This is a genomic window from Breznakibacter xylanolyticus (assembly GCF_003254275.1).
Taxonomy (GTDB): domain Bacteria; phylum Bacteroidota; class Bacteroidia; order Bacteroidales; family Marinilabiliaceae; genus Breznakibacter; species Breznakibacter xylanolyticus.
In genome coordinates this window covers 26,976-41,578 of record NZ_QKZK01000014.1, presented here as the reverse complement: position 1 = coordinate 41,578, position 14,603 = coordinate 26,976, and the positions used below count along the sequence as shown (strand labels likewise).

The 14,603-nt window shown below is 49.9% G+C and carries 13 protein-coding genes; 5 read left to right on the top strand and 8 right to left on the bottom strand.

Annotated elements, in window-relative coordinates; translation table 11 throughout:
* Window positions 1–73 precede the first annotated feature (73 nt).
* Both LX69_RS09705 and LX69_RS09700 read right to left on the bottom strand, forming a co-directional pair.
* Window positions 74–1,099 (bottom strand): glycosyltransferase family protein, encoded by a 1,026-nt coding sequence (locus tag LX69_RS09705; RefSeq protein WP_111445836.1) that lies wholly within the window; start codon window positions 1,097–1,099, stop codon window positions 74–76.
* A gap of 138 nt (window positions 1,100–1,237) precedes the next feature.
* Window positions 1,238–2,104, bottom strand: coding sequence for a UDP-2,3-diacylglucosamine diphosphatase (locus LX69_RS09700; RefSeq protein WP_111445835.1), 867 nt, complete (start codon window positions 2,102–2,104; stop codon window positions 1,238–1,240).
* Between the two features lie 494 nt (window positions 2,105–2,598).
* On the opposite strand from LX69_RS09700, the gene LX69_RS09695 reads away from it, so the two are divergent.
* On the top strand, window positions 2,599–3,897 hold the full coding sequence (locus LX69_RS09695; RefSeq protein ID WP_111445834.1) for a patatin-like phospholipase family protein: 1,299 nt from the start codon (window positions 2,599–2,601) through the stop codon (window positions 3,895–3,897).
* A 62-nt stretch (window positions 3,898–3,959) separates the two neighbouring features.
* On the opposite strand, the gene LX69_RS09690 is transcribed toward LX69_RS09695, so the two are convergent.
* Window positions 3,960–4,628, bottom strand: a complete 669-nt coding sequence (locus LX69_RS09690; protein ID WP_111445833.1) for a hypothetical protein — start codon at window positions 4,626–4,628, stop codon at window positions 3,960–3,962.
* 672 nt (window positions 4,629–5,300) lie between these two features.
* On the opposite strand from LX69_RS09690, the gene carA reads away from it, so the two are divergent.
* Complete coding sequence (carA, locus tag LX69_RS09685; protein ID WP_111445832.1) at window positions 5,301–6,392, top strand: glutamine-hydrolyzing carbamoyl-phosphate synthase small subunit; 1,092 nt, start codon at window positions 5,301–5,303, stop codon at window positions 6,390–6,392.
* A gap of 75 nt (window positions 6,393–6,467) precedes the next feature.
* Window positions 6,468–7,340, top strand: a complete 873-nt coding sequence (locus LX69_RS09680) for a VIT1/CCC1 transporter family protein (RefSeq protein WP_111445831.1) — start codon at window positions 6,468–6,470, stop codon at window positions 7,338–7,340.
* 113 nt (window positions 7,341–7,453) lie between these two features.
* On the opposite strand, the gene LX69_RS09675 is transcribed toward LX69_RS09680, so the two are convergent.
* Together LX69_RS09675 and LX69_RS09670 are read right to left on the bottom strand one after the other, a co-directional pair.
* Window positions 7,454–8,047 carry an outer membrane beta-barrel protein gene (locus tag LX69_RS09675; protein ID WP_111445830.1) on the bottom strand — a complete coding sequence of 198 codons (594 nt, stop codon included), beginning with the start codon at window positions 8,045–8,047 and terminating at the stop codon, window positions 7,454–7,456.
* A 72-nt stretch (window positions 8,048–8,119) separates the two neighbouring features.
* The gene (locus tag LX69_RS09670; RefSeq protein ID WP_111445829.1) at window positions 8,120–8,746 is read right to left on the bottom strand and encodes an NUDIX hydrolase; all 627 of its coding nucleotides are present in this window, start codon (window positions 8,744–8,746) and stop codon (window positions 8,120–8,122) included.
* Here LX69_RS09670 and pyrE point away from each other — a divergent pair.
* Window positions 8,745–9,386, top strand: coding sequence for an orotate phosphoribosyltransferase (gene pyrE, locus LX69_RS09665; protein ID WP_111445828.1), 642 nt, complete (start codon window positions 8,745–8,747; stop codon window positions 9,384–9,386). The genes LX69_RS09670 and pyrE overlap by 2 nt on opposite strands.
* A gap of 139 nt (window positions 9,387–9,525) precedes the next feature.
* The gene (locus tag LX69_RS09660; protein ID WP_111445827.1) at window positions 9,526–9,924 is read left to right on the top strand and encodes an SRPBCC family protein; all 399 of its coding nucleotides are present in this window, start codon (window positions 9,526–9,528) and stop codon (window positions 9,922–9,924) included.
* A 109-nt stretch (window positions 9,925–10,033) separates the two neighbouring features.
* Here LX69_RS09660 and LX69_RS09655 read toward each other — a convergent pair whose 3' ends face one another.
* From LX69_RS09655 to LX69_RS09640, 3 genes are all read right to left on the bottom strand, one after another.
* Window positions 10,034–11,353 (bottom strand): ABC transporter permease, encoded by a 1,320-nt coding sequence (locus LX69_RS09655; protein ID WP_111445897.1) that lies wholly within the window; start codon window positions 11,351–11,353, stop codon window positions 10,034–10,036.
* A gap of 48 nt (window positions 11,354–11,401) precedes the next feature.
* Window positions 11,402–12,319, bottom strand: a complete 918-nt coding sequence (locus LX69_RS09650; protein WP_111445826.1) for an ABC transporter ATP-binding protein — start codon at window positions 12,317–12,319, stop codon at window positions 11,402–11,404.
* A 278-nt stretch (window positions 12,320–12,597) separates the two neighbouring features.
* A complete protein-coding gene (locus tag LX69_RS09640) occupies window positions 12,598–14,556 on the bottom strand; it encodes an alpha-L-arabinofuranosidase C-terminal domain-containing protein (protein ID WP_111445824.1) in 1,959 nt (652 codons plus the stop codon).
* Window positions 14,557–14,603: the final 47 nt, after the last annotated feature.

Sequence of the window (14,603 nt, the reverse complement as noted above, 5' to 3'; positions counted from 1 at the left end):
GTGCAAGAGTACGGTTACAGAAGTCATTAAAGACGACAAACCCAAAGTCCCCCTTTGGGGGATTAAGGGCACTTCAGCAACTCGACACCAACCCCGCCAACTGCCCGGGCTGTGCCACATGACGCGCCAAAATGGCATCCACCACGGCATCGGTCTCATTGGGGTAATTGACCGTCACACGCTCATCGCCGGCAAGCCACTGTCTGAACAATGAGGCCTCCTTCTGCCCCAGCCGTTTGATCACCGGCACACCCATTTTCTCAAGCGCATAGGCGTTGCATTGCTGCTCGTACTGTCCGTGCATGGGGATCACGCACAGCTTTTTGCCCAAAAACAGCGCTTCGGCCGGGGCTTCAAACCCCGCGTTGCAAAACACCCCCCGCGCATGTTGAAGACTGCGCGCAAACAGTTCCTTATTCACGGGATGAATCTTCACATTGCCCGCCTGATAAGCCTTGTGGCTATGCTTTGAAAACACCTCGAACGACTCGTTAGGGAATTGCCCGAGAAAACCAATGATGGCCTCGTCGCCATACGAAGGCAGGTACACCGTGTAATGCGCACCATCCACCGGGCGGGTGTGGCGAACATCGCGACGAATCACCGGGGTGAAAGTATGCGCATCGTAACGCTCAAAATGAAAACCATAGGCAAAACGCACCGGCGCATACACCTTCATCACCAGCCAGCCGGCCATGTCGCGCGTCAGGGGGCGAGGGGCATTCATGCCCAACACCGCCGCCTGGTGACTCATGCTCACGCACGTCACCCGCCGCAACAAACAGGCATAGGCCGACACCGGCTCAAAATCGTTAATCACCAAATCATAATCCCGCACCGGCAACCGACGCACATCGGCCATAAACTGCCGCGTGCGAAACCCTTTGAAAGTGGCTCGCCAGTCAATGCCCCCCTGCTTCCCAAACACGAACCCCATGCCATTGAAACGATATTTCACCGGCCAGGGCAATTGCAACTCGCAGTGCGAGCCGCTCACCAACACGTCCACGTCGCCATGGCGCATCAACGACGGAACCATCTCCAGCGCACGAGCCATGTGCCCGTTGCCGGTTCCTTGTATGGCATATAGAATTTTCATAGTTGTTTATTTGAGCCCCCTAATCCCCCAAAGGGGGACTCAGGATGTTTCGTATTTAATTACTTCAGTAGCCCCACTCTTGTACTTTTGCACTCTTGCACTTTCCTCCTGCACTCTTGCACTTTCCTCCTCTGCCACTTAGTTATTCAAAATATCCTGATACATGGCTTTAAAAAGCACCTCCTTGGAGAGCTGCAACACCTCCTCGGCCTCCATGTCATCATCGTTGCTGCGACGATCCAGGTCCGGGCCAACAATGTGGAGATGCCAGTCGCCCTGGTAATACTCCAACGCAGTGCAGTTGTCCACCCAGTCGCCCGAGTTGAGATAAGTCACCGAACGGCTGCCCAGCACAGCTTCCTTCACCTCGGGACGGTGTATATGGCCGCATATCACGTAATCGTAACCCTTGCGAATGGCCAGTTCCGACACCGTCCGCTCAAAGCCGGTTGAGATTTTCTTCTTCCCCTTCACCGCATCCTTCACCCGTCCCGACAGCGAAATGCGCTTGCCGCCAAAGGTGAGCAACAGACTGTTGACCATTTTATTAATCAACGTCAAAATGCCATAACCATGCGCGCCCAGGTGAGCCAGCCATTTGCTGTTGTGCATCACCACATCAAACACATCGCCGTGAAAAACCCAGGTGCGCTTGCCATCCATCTCGAGCACCAGCTTATTCTCGATAGAAAAATTACCCAGCTTCAGCCCCTCGAAACGACGAAACACCTCATCGTGGTTCCCCGTGATGTAATGCACACGAGTGCCGCGCTCCATCATCTTTACCACTTGGCGGATCACCTTGAGATGGCTCTTGGGAAAATAGGATTTGCTAAACTGCCACACATCCACAATGTCGCCATTGAGAATCAGCACATCGGGGGCAATGCTCTTGAGGTAACGAACCAGTTCTTTGGCCTTGCTGTTGTAAATACCCAGGTGGACATCGGAAATGACGGCCACATCCATCTTACGGGCTTCCTGTCGGTTTTCAGGTGTATTCATGCTCGAGTGTTTTTTATATTCTTTCTCGATACAAACATACCCTCCGAATCCTACCCCACCATTAAACACACGATAAGTAAATATTAAGACCGACAACCCCTTAACCCTCGCTTAACACAGGCATCAAACACCATTAAAACACCACAGGACATTTCGGAACATCCTCTAACGAAACTGCCTCAAATCGCGAAAAAGTGATAAATTCGTCAACACAGAAACAACGGCTCATCATTGAACCCAAAGGAAATGATGGTGAGAAGTAGCTCAAGAGTGCCGGAGGAAAGCGGCAAATCGACGAAGTCGCTTTACATTGCAAAGCAATGAACGAAGTAGCAAAGCTGCGACTTAAGAAAGTGCAAAAGCACAAAAGCGAAAAAGTACAGTTGCAGAAGTAATTAAATACGAAAAACCCAAAGTCCCCCTTGGGGGGATTAGGGGGCTAAACCAACCCAAAGTCCCCTTTGGGGGGATTGAGGGGGCTTAATGATAAACCAATGAAAAAACGAACCGGACTGGCACTCTCGGGAGGCGGATTCAGGGCTGCCGCCTTTCACTTGGGCACGCTGCGCCAACTCCATCAAATGGGCATTTTGTCGCACATCGACGTCATCTCGTCGGTATCGGGCGGCTCCATCACGGCCGCGGCCTACGCCCTCAACACCAAACCCTTCGACGATTTTGAGCGCGACATGAAAAAATCGTTGCAAAAAAGCATGTTAACGGCATGTTACCTCCTGTTGGGTACCGCACTGGCCATTTTACTCACACTCCCCTTTGTGTTAGCCGCATGGGGATGGTACTGGCTGTTTATCTATATCCCCCTCATCCTGTTACTGATGCGGTTCCAGTTCAACCTGCTCCCGTTCAGCCGCATCATTGAACAACGCTACCGAAGTGTCTTTTTTGGCAACAAAACATTGGCCGACCTGCCCGAAAAACCGCTGCTGGTCATCAATGCCACCAACGTCGAAACTGGCCGTCCGTTCAGTTTCTCGCGCGACAAGATGACCGACTCCACCTACGAATTCCCGCCCAAGGGCATTGCCCCAGTGCTATTCCGACATCAACGCTTCCCCGTCAGCAGAGCCGTGATGGCATCCTCGTGTGTCCCCTTTGCTTTCAACCCGGTCAAAATAGGCCGACGCCATTATCACAAACCCCACGATGCCCGCCGCATCGACCCCATCCTCATCGATGGCGGGGTGTACGACAACCAGGGCATCCACAAGCTCACCCATTTTGGCTCACTCTATGCCTGCGACACGGTACTGGTGAGCGATGCAGGAACCGGATTTAAACCCCTCACCCGCATGAACAACACGGTGATGCTGCTGATGCAAACCAGCAACCTGTTTATGAACCGCATCAAAAACATTCAATACGTCAACAATGTGGTGCTTAACAAGTACCTGGGCAAGAAAAGCATCGCCTATTTCTCCCTCTCCAACGAGCCGGAGAATGCCATCAACTATTTTGTCGATTTTGCCAAATCGGGCAAACTGATGCCGTCGTTGCTGGCGCACCACCAACTCACCCCCGACATGGTCATCACCATGAGCAAACAGGCACTGGCCGGGCACATGAAACAACAAATCGGCTATGACGCCATGACCGAACGATTCCCCAATGCCTCCCGACGCACTGTGGCACGAAGCGTGGGAACCAACCTCACCGCCCTCACCACCACGCAAATTAACAACTTAATGTCCCTGACACAGGTGCTCACAGAAATCCATGTGCATCTGTTTTGCCCGGAGCTGTGTAACGTTGTCAAAACAGAAACAGCACAATAAAAAAACCGTCTGCCTCCTCCTCTATGAGTTGACAGACGGTTGATATGATTATCAAACGACAACTAAACCGCCATGGGCTCAATCACATTATTGCGACCGTCCAGCGTTTTTTGCCAATACTGATACAAGTCAAACATGGCCCACCGACTTTGCCCTTCAGCCTGAACCAGTCGCGAACGCCGGCAAACCACCATCGAATCGCTCTGCACCGCCAATGGATCCACATAAATCATAAATGACGCCCCACACGACATGGCTTGCGAAACGGTCAAAGGCTGCTGCATACATTCAACAATTAAATCGACCTTATATTTCCCGGCCAACTGACCGATTTGGGTTAACTCGTACCGGGCAACACCTTTATCGTCTCCTTCGCAAATAAACAAATGCGACACCTGACGATGCATACGCAACACTTCATCCAACATCCCAATATCGTCGAGCAATAAATAATTCATGCTAAGACGACTGCAAATCTCTGCCACTTTATGACTGGCACGTCCGGTATTAAGGATCAACACCGACCGCTCCAGCGTGATGACTGACGCCAACACCACGTTGAGTGCAAACAATTTGTTTTGATTAAAAGTAATGGTTTCAAAGCCGGTCAGGTAAAACTTTTCGGGCGCCACATCACTTTCGGCCAATAGTGCAATGACTTTTTCATCGAGATTCCGCTGGGCGAGTATGTGGCCATTACCCGTCATCCAATCCATGGTTGTTGTTTGCATAGGTCAGGTGTTGAAAGTTAAACGTCTTGCTCAAAGGTATTTCATCGCCCAAAATATCTGATTAAGTAAATGTTAGGTTTTCCTTAACAACAACTTCAGGGACATTGAAAGGCTTACGTATTGATGACAATTTATAAACAGCGAACACGTATGAGATGTTGTCAACTTTAACACTTTTTTTAATCTCATTTTAATACCACACTCACTCGAGGTTCATTTATACCATCATCTGTACCTGCCCCTTCATAAATGCCATTGAAGGGGTAGGAATTTCACCCACAAATTCAAGCAGGGTTTCACAAATCATCTCAGCGCAAGAGAAAAGGGAAATGGCACTGGCATAACGACAAGAGATTATATTTAAACCTCTTACACTCCGCACGTGGTTAAAGCTTGCGAGGCACATTGAGCTTCTGTATATTCAACCTAATTCGCATATCTATCAAACAATAGCACATCAAATGCACTTAGCCCCCAAAACTCAAATGAATGAAACAATCACAAACCCCTAAAGGCGTTAAATAATTCTTCAAAATGAGAAAATGGGCACGGCAACGAAATAAATTTATTAAATTTGCCCCGATAAAGCAGGAAGTAACTCATGCATTTATCCGAAACAGGGGTAAATGCATTTTTTCTGCCACAACGCAAACAGAATAAACATCAGATCACATGCCTGAATTGAAGAAAATTAAGCTGATTTTGGAAGACGGGACTGTTTTTGAAGGCACATCATTTGGTTGTCACAAATCGGTAGCCGGCGAGGTGGTGTTCAACACGGCCATGACCGGATACCCCGAAAGCCTCACCGATCCCTCTTACAAAGGACAAATCCTGGTGACCACCTATCCTCTCATTGGAAACTATGGGGTTCCGGTAGACGACGTGGACGAATACGGGCTGCCCAATTTTTTCGAAAGTGACCGCATTCACCTTTCAGGTTTGATCATCTCGGACTACTCCTTTGAATACAGCCACTGGAACGCACAAAAAAGCCTCAGCCAATGGCTTCAGGAACAAGGCGTGCCCGGCATTTTCGGGATTGACACCCGCGCCCTCACCAAAAAACTGCGCGAAACCGGCACCATGCTCGGTAAAATTGAAGTCGAAGGCCAGCCCGTTGATTTCTATAACCCCGATAAAGAAAACCAGGTGGCCAAAGCCAGCACCCCTAAAAAAGAGGTGTACGGCAACGGTAAACACAAAGTGGTTTTGGTGGACTGTGGATGCAAATACAACATCATCCGCTGCCTGCTCAAGCGCGACACCACAGTAATTCGTGTGCCTTGGGACTATGATTTCACCCAGGAAGATTACGATGGTGTGATGATTTCAAACGGCCCCGGTGACCCGCAGTATTGCCAGCCAACGGTTGCCAACATCCGCAAAGCTTTCGACCAGGGAAAACCCATCTTTGGCATTTGCATGGGCAACCAGCTCATTGGCATTGCTTCGGGCGCTAAAACGTACAAACTCAAGTACGGCCACCGTGCCCACAACCACCCGGTGCGAAAAGTCAACGACACCAAGTGTTTTATCACCAGCCAAAACCACTCGTTCGCCATCGACAACGCGACCCTGAGCAGCGACTGGGAACCTTTGTTTGTCAACATCAACGACGACACCAACGAAGGCATCCAACACAAAACGAAGCCCATCTTCTCGGCTCAGTTTCACCCCGAAGCTTTTAGCGGGCCAACCGATACCGAGTTCCTGTTTGACGACTTCGTGAAAATGATTGAAGAGCACAAAGCCAAAAATTAATATGCAAAAAGCCGGACATTGTCCGGCTTTTTTTGTTAATATACAAATTTACCAACCTGAACATTCATCAACAACATGGAACTCACCCCCTCCCAACGTACCCTGATTTTGACCGCCCAGCGTCAGGAAATCACCAGCCACCACATCTACCGAAAAATCGCGGAACAACAAAAACACCACCCCGAAAATCGGGAGGTGCTTTATCGCATTGCCGAAGACGAAATTAAGCACTACAACTGGCTCAAACGACTGACGCAAACGGACGTGTCGCCCATCCGCTCACAAATTGTCCTTTTTTCATTGATTTCAAAAACACTGGGACCGACCTTCGCCATCAAACTACTGGAAAAAAACGAAGAACGGGCACAAGTCGAATACGGCGAGTTTGCTGCCTTGCCACAGATCACCGACATCATGGCCGATGAAGAACGACACGAACAGGAACTCATCGCGATGATATCGGAAGAACGGCTCAACTACATGGGATCGGTGGTACTGGGGCTCAACGATGCCCTGGTGGAACTGACCGGTGCCTTGGCCGGCCTTACCTTTGCCCTGCAAAACCCACAGCTCATCGCCCTTACAGGCTCCATCACCGGCATCGCGGCGGCTTTCTCCATGGCCGCTTCTGAATACCTCTCCACCAAGTCGGAAGAAAATGGCAAAAAAGCCATTAAAGCATCGTGGTACACCGGCGTGGCCTACATCTTCACAGTCATGTGCCTCATTATGCCGTTCCTGCTGCTCGACAACGTTTATCTCTCACTGAGTCTCACCCTCTCGGCAGCCGCCCTCATCATTGCCGGCTTCAACTATTACTATGCCGTGGTGAAGGATGAGAAATTCGGCGCACGATTTACCGAGATGATCCTGCTCAGCTTTGGCGTGGCAGCACTCAGCTTTGGCGTGGGTTGGGCGCTACGGCACTTCATGGGGATTGAAGTGTAAGGACACATTGGTGAAACTCAGAACTTACACACAATGCCGCTTCAACAATAATAAAATACAAACAAAAAAGGCAGCCTTTCGACTGCCTTTTTTTTATACCATAAACTACGCGATCAAAACTTATAAACAAAGCTAAAAGTAGGATTCAGCAAGTAGCTTTGAATCGAATAACCACTATTGAAAAGGAATGACATGCCTGATGGGCCATTATCGGAATTGCTGTAATAGTTAAAAATGCTTGGCGCAGTCATCTCCAATGCAAACGACTCATTCAAATTGTATGACAAACCGGGTACAACATTTAAACCGGTGGTGCTACCATCAGCTTTTACTGTTACACCTCCAATGGTGGTTTCTGTTTCATTGGATGAATACAGCAAATTAGCCTGACCAAAAATGGCAAACTTACCAATTTCCCATCCTTTATATCTCACAAAAGGATTAACGGTAAGACCGGTTGATTTAGTTTCGGCATTAGAGGTTTCTGTGGTATTGCTTGAATATCCAACACCAATACCGATTGCCCAGGCATCGTTCAAATAATAACCAAAAGATGGGGCGATTGAAAACGAAGACGTTTCTGTTCCGGAACCATTATCGGTTGATCCAAGCGTTAAACTACCACCCAGCCATTTACTTCCTTGCTGAGCCACTACTGAAACACCGGCCACGGCTGCCAGCGCAAATACCAAAAGGGTCTTTTTCATAATCGTAAAATTTAAGTTAGTAATTATTGCGATGCAAAGATAATCGTAGAAATGAAAGGAACAAGACTCCTCTCATTCCACATACCCCCCCTTTTCCAACACCTCTACAATGGAGGGATAGGTATTTTGCAACACCTCCCCTAACCGGTCGCGCCCCAACCACTCGGCTGCCAGAATGTCCTCCGACAGCTGTGGCGTGAGGGGCTGCAAAACATCGACCGACATGGCAAACCAATGCGTGCGCTTGAGCACCATCTTCCCCTTATGCTCGTAGGTATGATAGGTATCGGTGATTTTATCGCGCAGGGCAATATTGCCAATGCCACATTCCTCCTCCACTTCGCGAAGTGCAGTCTCGCTGGGTAACTCACCGGCTTCGGCCTTGCCCTTGGGCAAATCCCACACACCCAGCCGATGAATGCACAACAAAAAGCCTCCCGGCCCTTCCACGACGCCCCCCGCAGCCTCAATGTAATGAAACATTGCCTTTATCTCCTCCAACGTTGCGGAAGGATGATCGCTGTACACCACCGCCTGAACCATACTGTTGCTGGCGGCGAATTTTAAAATCTGCTCTTGCAGTTCCGCCCGATTTGCGTATTTTAGCGCCGAATTTGGGGCGGGCTCAACCGCCGTCTGCTCAGGGTGATAGATGTGCAACACCCGCTCGTTGAAAAATATCTTATAACTTTGCTTCATGGAAAAAGTAGCTGAAATTATTGCCAATCAATTGCTGCAAATTAAAGCAATAAAATTGCAACCCTCAAACCCTTTCACTTGGGCGTCGGGATGGCAATCGCCCATTTATTGCGATAACCGCAAAGCACTGTCGCATGCCGATGTGCGCACTTATATTAAAAACGAATTTGCCAACATGGCTCGCGAGCTTTATGCCGATGCCGATGTGATTGCCGGCGTGGCAACAGGCGCCATCGCCCAAGGGGCTCTGGTGGCCGACCTGCTCAACAAACCGTTCATCTATGTGCGCTCTTCGCCCAAAGAACACGGTTTGGAAAACCTCATTGAAGGCGACTTGCGCCCCGGACAAAAAGTGGTGATCATCGAAGACCTTATCTCGACCGGCGGGAGCAGCCTCAAGGCCGTGGAAGCCATCCGAAAAAGCGGAAACGAAGTGATGGGCATGTTAGCCATCTTCACCTACGGATTTCCCACAGCCCAGCAAAACTTCGAAAAAGCAGGTGTCAAACTCAACTGCCTGAGCGACTACACCACCCTTATTCAGGTGGCCTCTAAAACCGGCTATGTCTCCGAAAACGACATCGAAGCCCTCAACGAATGGCGCAAAGATCCCGCCAACTGGAAAGGCATTGCAAAATAATTTCCTCTTCGCACCCCGTTCCTGATGGTTCGGGGTGTGTTGTCAATGGAGAGACACTCCCAACAAAGCCCCTCCCGACCTCCCAAAGGGGAGGAGTAAGGAAAACGTACGATTGAACTGTTGCACTCTTTCACTTCTCATGATGACCCACTTCGAATCACTCCCCCAACCATCGACCCAAACTCCTGAAAATATCTACACCATCCTGGAAGACTTCCGACAAATGGAACACCTTTTCCCCGAAGGAAAAGTCAAAAACTGGCAGACAGATGGCAACACCTGTCGATTTACGGTGGATGGCATTGGTGAAATCGGGCTCATCATCGCCCAAAAAGAACCCTGCTCGCGCGTCCAATACACCGGACACGGCAAGGTGCCATTTAACTTTCACTTGTCGGTGCTCCTGCAGCCAACTGCAACCGGCGCACAAGTGGTGGTTGCGGCAGATGCTCAAATGAACCCGATGATTAAAATGGTGGCCGCCAAACCGGTGCAGAAATTCCTGGAACTGCTCTGCGCTGCCATTGCCAACGTATAACCTTGAACAATAAAATAGGATGGATTGAAACCCATCCTATTTTATATACCGTCCCTCCGGGACTATCTTAAATACAAGAGTCGCAGGCAGTAGCCCCGATTCAATCCGGTCATCGTCCCGCCTCTCGGAACCATCGCCACATCTCGCGGTAGCTCACCTTTTTGCCATACATCAAAATACCTGTACGATACACGCGCCCGGCAAACCAGGTCATCCCCACAAACGACACGGCCAGCACTCCCATCGACAACACGATTTCCCACAAAGGAATCTGAAACGGAAAACGCGCCATCATCACCACCGGCGAGGTGAATGGGATCATCGAAAACCAAAATGCCAAATCGCCCATCGGGTCACGATAAGCCGACATGGCCACATAGATGGACAAAATCAATGGTATCATGATGGGTAACACAAACTGCTGACTGTCAGTTTCGGCATCGATGGCCGAGCCCACCGCGGCAAATAAACCGGCGTACAACAAGTAGCCTCCCAAAAAGAAATAAACAAACGCGGCTACCGACCAACCCATGCTGCCCCAATCGACCTTCGCAACCACAGCTGCCATCTGCGCCTCAAAAGCACCGCTTCCTTGAAGTTCTGTCACCATCTCAACCTGAGCGGGAACTCCCGACGAGCTGATGGCGCCACTCCCCGCCACGAGACCAAGACTGCTTACCAACAACGCCGTGAGTACAATCCAAATACCCACCTGCGTGAGCGCCACCAATGCAATGCCCACAATCTTGCCCATCATCAGCTCAAAGGGTCGCACCGACGACACAATCACCTCCACAATGCGACTGGTCTTCTCCTCCATCACGCCCCGCATCACCTGCGCCCCGTAAATCATCACAAACAGGTAAACCATCATCGAAAACACCACACTCAACAGCATGGTCATTTCCGACGAACTCTCTCGCTCAACACCTTCATCGCTCACCACCACGGTGGTCATCTTCACACGAATGCCGTCCATCTCCCGAATAATTTCGGGGAGTCCTTCAATTTGCCGCGATGCGAGAAACTGCTGTTGCAGCCATCCTCGAAGGCAATGATCCACATGGTTTCTCACATCCATGGTCACCGGACTGTGCGATACCACCCGCACACCTTCCTGACCATCTGGAATCAGATAGGCTTGATACCCCATGTCGCGATACCCAAAGCGCAACGCAGCCTCATCCATCCCTTGCATCGACTCAAACCTGATGGATTCGGTATCGACCAAAGCGTTTCCAAACACACCGTCGGGATCCAAAACAGCCAAGCGAACCTCCTGAGAACTGTCAAGTGAAGCAAACCATGCCGGCAATACCAACATGGCCGCAAACAACAAGGGGCCAAGAATGGACATAACCAGAAAGCTTTTTTTTCGAACCCGAGAAAGATATTCCCGACGGATAATGAGGGCTATTTTATGTGGCATGTTGAATATCATTAAATCGATTAAAAAAAAGAAAAGGCAAACAAGGATTCACTCACCGGACTGTTTGACCAAACGAATAAATATCTCATTCATCGATGGCAAAACCTCATGAACGCCATGAATGGACATCACAGGAAGTAACACCCGCAGCATGGCATTCACATCAAGCCCGTTGGCACTCTGAATCTCGGCAACGCGAAGCTGACGGCTCGGGGCGTCCGACAACAATGAACACCCAAGGGGCAATACCGACGCTAAATCCACATCCCCCGAGTAGGTCAATCGCATTCGGCCGGATTGATATTGACGTCGGATTTCATCCACCCCCCCGGAGAGAATCACCTGCGAACGATTCATCAGGGCAATATCATCGCACAACTCCTCGACCGAAGCCATGTGGTGGGTCGAAAATAAAATAGTGGCTCCCTGGTGCTTCAATTCCTGTATTTCGTTTTTCAAAAGATTGGCATTGATGGGGTCAAAACCGCTAAATGGTTCGTCAAAGATGAGCAAACGAGGGCGGTGCAACACAGTGGTCACAAACTGCACCTTTTGCTGCATACCCTTTGAAAGCTCCTCAACCTTTTTGTCCCACCAGGGTTGTATTTCAAACTTCTCAAACCAAAACTTCAGCTCCCGCAAAGCATCGCGACGGCTCATGCCTTTGAGTTGCGCCAAATAGAGGGCTTGCTCCCCCACTTTCATTTTTTTGTACAACCCCCGTTCTTCGGGCAGATACCCCACCAGGGAAATATCGTCACGTGTCATCGGCTTCCCCTGCAACCGCACCTCGCCCATATCGGGGCGGGTAATTTGATTGATTATGCGAATCAGCGTCGTCTTGCCGGCACCATTAGGTCCCAGCAAACCATAAATCTGATTCTCACACACCGTGATACTCACCGAATCCAGGGCTTTATAACTCCCATACTGCTTGGTAACCTGCGCTATCTCAAGAAAATCCATTGTGATATATTTACATGGAAATCAAAATCATCGAGCTAAGATAACAAAAGCATAAACGAGAGCATGAACTGGGCTGATTTTTTAGATGACGCAGATTCAAGTCACCAATGCTTCATCTGCACCACGATACGCAACCCACAAAAGCAAACCGGCCACCCCCACATCGGGAATGACCGGTCACTTTTCACAAACTACAAATTATCAAGAGAATCAAAAAACAGCTGTATCAGCAGGTCTCAAAATCTGCAAAACAAACCTGCATCTACAACCCTTTCTGATTATTTTTTGACACGTACCACAGTGAATGACATCGGCTGTAGCGTCACATTCACTTTATTACCACTAACTTTGATCACCGACTCAACCGGCGAAATCTTCGTTGGCTCATCCAGCGTATTCATGGCATCTTTACTGTCGGCTTGCATCACAATCTGCTTACCCCTCGAAGCCAGCTTCTTAACGCCTTCCACAGCAACATTTGTCGTTTTCGACTGATTGGAGGTATTCACCAGTTTCAGAATCACTTCGTTGGTCTCCTTATCTAGTGCTGCGGTAGCATACAATCCCTCCTGACCGGTAATGGCTTTACCGTCGAGCAGCATGGGCACCACCTGATGACCGGCATTATTCGAATACATCTTTTGAACGTAGTAGTTCACCGTACCCATCGAACGCAGGTTGTCGAACCAAATCATATCGGGCGTCCACTGCCACGCTTCTACATGGGCAAACAAGGGGGCATACGATGTCAAGGTCACCACCTCGGCATTACGCTCCAACCCGGTCATAAAAGCGGCTTCCGACAGAGCGCAATCCCAGTTGTTTTTGTTATCGGGACTGGCAATCGCCACGCTTTGAGCAGCATACTCACCGGCAAACACCTTAGGACCTTTGCGGTCGTAGCTGTCGTAACGGGTGGCATTATCGCGGAACCACTGTGGGCTGCGGTAGTAATGTTCATCCACAATTTCGGCATTCATCTTCTTGAGCTCACCCCAGGCATAATCAAAGTCCGCACCATCGGGGAATGGCCCCGATCCGGTCACCACTATGATGTTGGGATATTTAGCTTTGATGGCTTTTTCAAACACCACAAACCTTTCGATGTACTGTGTTCCCCACTGCTCGTTGCCCACCCCCACATACTTGAGGTTAAAGGGAGCCGGATGACCCATATCGGCACGCAGTTTCCCCCATTGGGTCGTCACATCACCATTGGCAAACTCAATCAGGTCGAGCACATCCTGAATGTAAGGATCTAACTGATCCATCGGCACCACCTCGCCGGTATTGAACTGACAGGCCATGCCGCAATTCATGATGGGAAGCGGCTCAGCCCCAAGATCTTCGGACAAAAGGAAGTATTCATAATAACCCAATCCAAAAGTCTGATAATAATCGGGGGTGAGACGGTGAGCAAACTCGGTGTTCCAACGATTCACAATCATCTCGCGCTCTTCAATGGGGCCAACAGTTTTCTTCCACTGATAACGCACACTCAAATCGTGCCCCTCAACAATGCAACCTCCGGGAAAACGTAGAAAGCCCGGTTTCAGGTCGGCCAACAATTGCACCAGGTCGGCACGCAAACCGCCGGGACGGTTTTTCCAGGTATCACCCGGAAACAACGACACCATGTCCACATCCATCGCCCCCTGACCCTTAAAGGTCACCGACAACTGCCCCTTGGCATCGGTTTGTGACGACTTGAAACTGGCGGTGTACTTTTTCCACTCGGTACCCTGGGGTGTCACGGTGGTGCTGCCAACCACTTCGCCTTTGGCATTCTTCAACTCGACCACCAAGCTCAGGTTGGATTGCTCTTTTTGACGCGCCCACACCGAAAAGTGATAATCGAGGTTGGCCTTGATGCCCATGCCTCGAAATCCCTCATTCACCATCGACAACTGACCGCCATTGACTTTAATGGCTGCATATCGCGGGTTGGCCGACTGGGCATCTTCGCGATTATTAATCAACACGCTGCCCACTCCCTCGGGAGCCATCGCAGTGGTCCAGCCCATCAGGGGCTTGTAAAACTCAAAAGAGCGGTTCTTCACCAACTCGGCATAAATACCTCCATCGGCACCAAAATTGATGTCTTCAAAAAAAATTCCGTACATCGTGGGCTGAATATCGGCAATGGGCGCGTTGGCCTTCACCACCAGATTCTGTGCCCCAAGCGTGCAGGGCAGGGCAAATGCCACGGCTGCGAGAAGGGTTTGAATGTGCTTCATATTTAAAAGTTCATGTATTGATAATTACAGCCAAGGCCCCCCCGAAG

Excerpts from the sequence above, each read along its gene's own strand:
- LX69_RS09705 (WP_111445836.1), bottom strand. The coding sequence starts at position 1,099 with ATGAAAATTCTATATGCCATACAAGGAACCGGCAACGGGCACATGGCT.
- LX69_RS09700 (WP_111445835.1), bottom strand. The coding sequence starts at position 2,104 with ATGAATACACCTGAAAACCGACAGGAAGCCCGTAAGATGGATGTGGCC.
- LX69_RS09695 (WP_111445834.1), top strand. The coding sequence starts at position 2,599 with ATGAAAAAACGAACCGGACTGGCACTCTCGGGAGGCGGATTCAGGGCT.
- LX69_RS09690 (WP_111445833.1), bottom strand. The coding sequence starts at position 4,628 with ATGCAAACAACAACCATGGATTGGATGACGGGTAATGGCCACATACTC.
- carA (WP_111445832.1), top strand. The coding sequence starts at position 5,301 with ATGCCTGAATTGAAGAAAATTAAGCTGATTTTGGAAGACGGGACTGTT.
- LX69_RS09680 (WP_111445831.1), top strand. The coding sequence starts at position 6,468 with ATGGAACTCACCCCCTCCCAACGTACCCTGATTTTGACCGCCCAGCGT.
- LX69_RS09675 (WP_111445830.1), bottom strand. The coding sequence starts at position 8,047 with ATGAAAAAGACCCTTTTGGTATTTGCGCTGGCAGCCGTGGCCGGTGTT.
- pyrE (WP_111445828.1), top strand. The coding sequence starts at position 8,745 with ATGGAAAAAGTAGCTGAAATTATTGCCAATCAATTGCTGCAAATTAAA.
- LX69_RS09670 (WP_111445829.1), bottom strand. The coding sequence starts at position 8,746 with ATGAAGCAAAGTTATAAGATATTTTTCAACGAGCGGGTGTTGCACATC.
- LX69_RS09660 (WP_111445827.1), top strand. The coding sequence starts at position 9,526 with ATGATGACCCACTTCGAATCACTCCCCCAACCATCGACCCAAACTCCT.
- LX69_RS09655 (WP_111445897.1), bottom strand. The coding sequence starts at position 11,353 with ATGCCACATAAAATAGCCCTCATTATCCGTCGGGAATATCTTTCTCGG.
- LX69_RS09650 (WP_111445826.1), bottom strand. The coding sequence starts at position 12,319 with ATGGATTTTCTTGAGATAGCGCAGGTTACCAAGCAGTATGGGAGTTAT.
- LX69_RS09640 (WP_111445824.1), bottom strand. The coding sequence starts at position 14,556 with ATGAAGCACATTCAAACCCTTCTCGCAGCCGTGGCATTTGCCCTGCCC.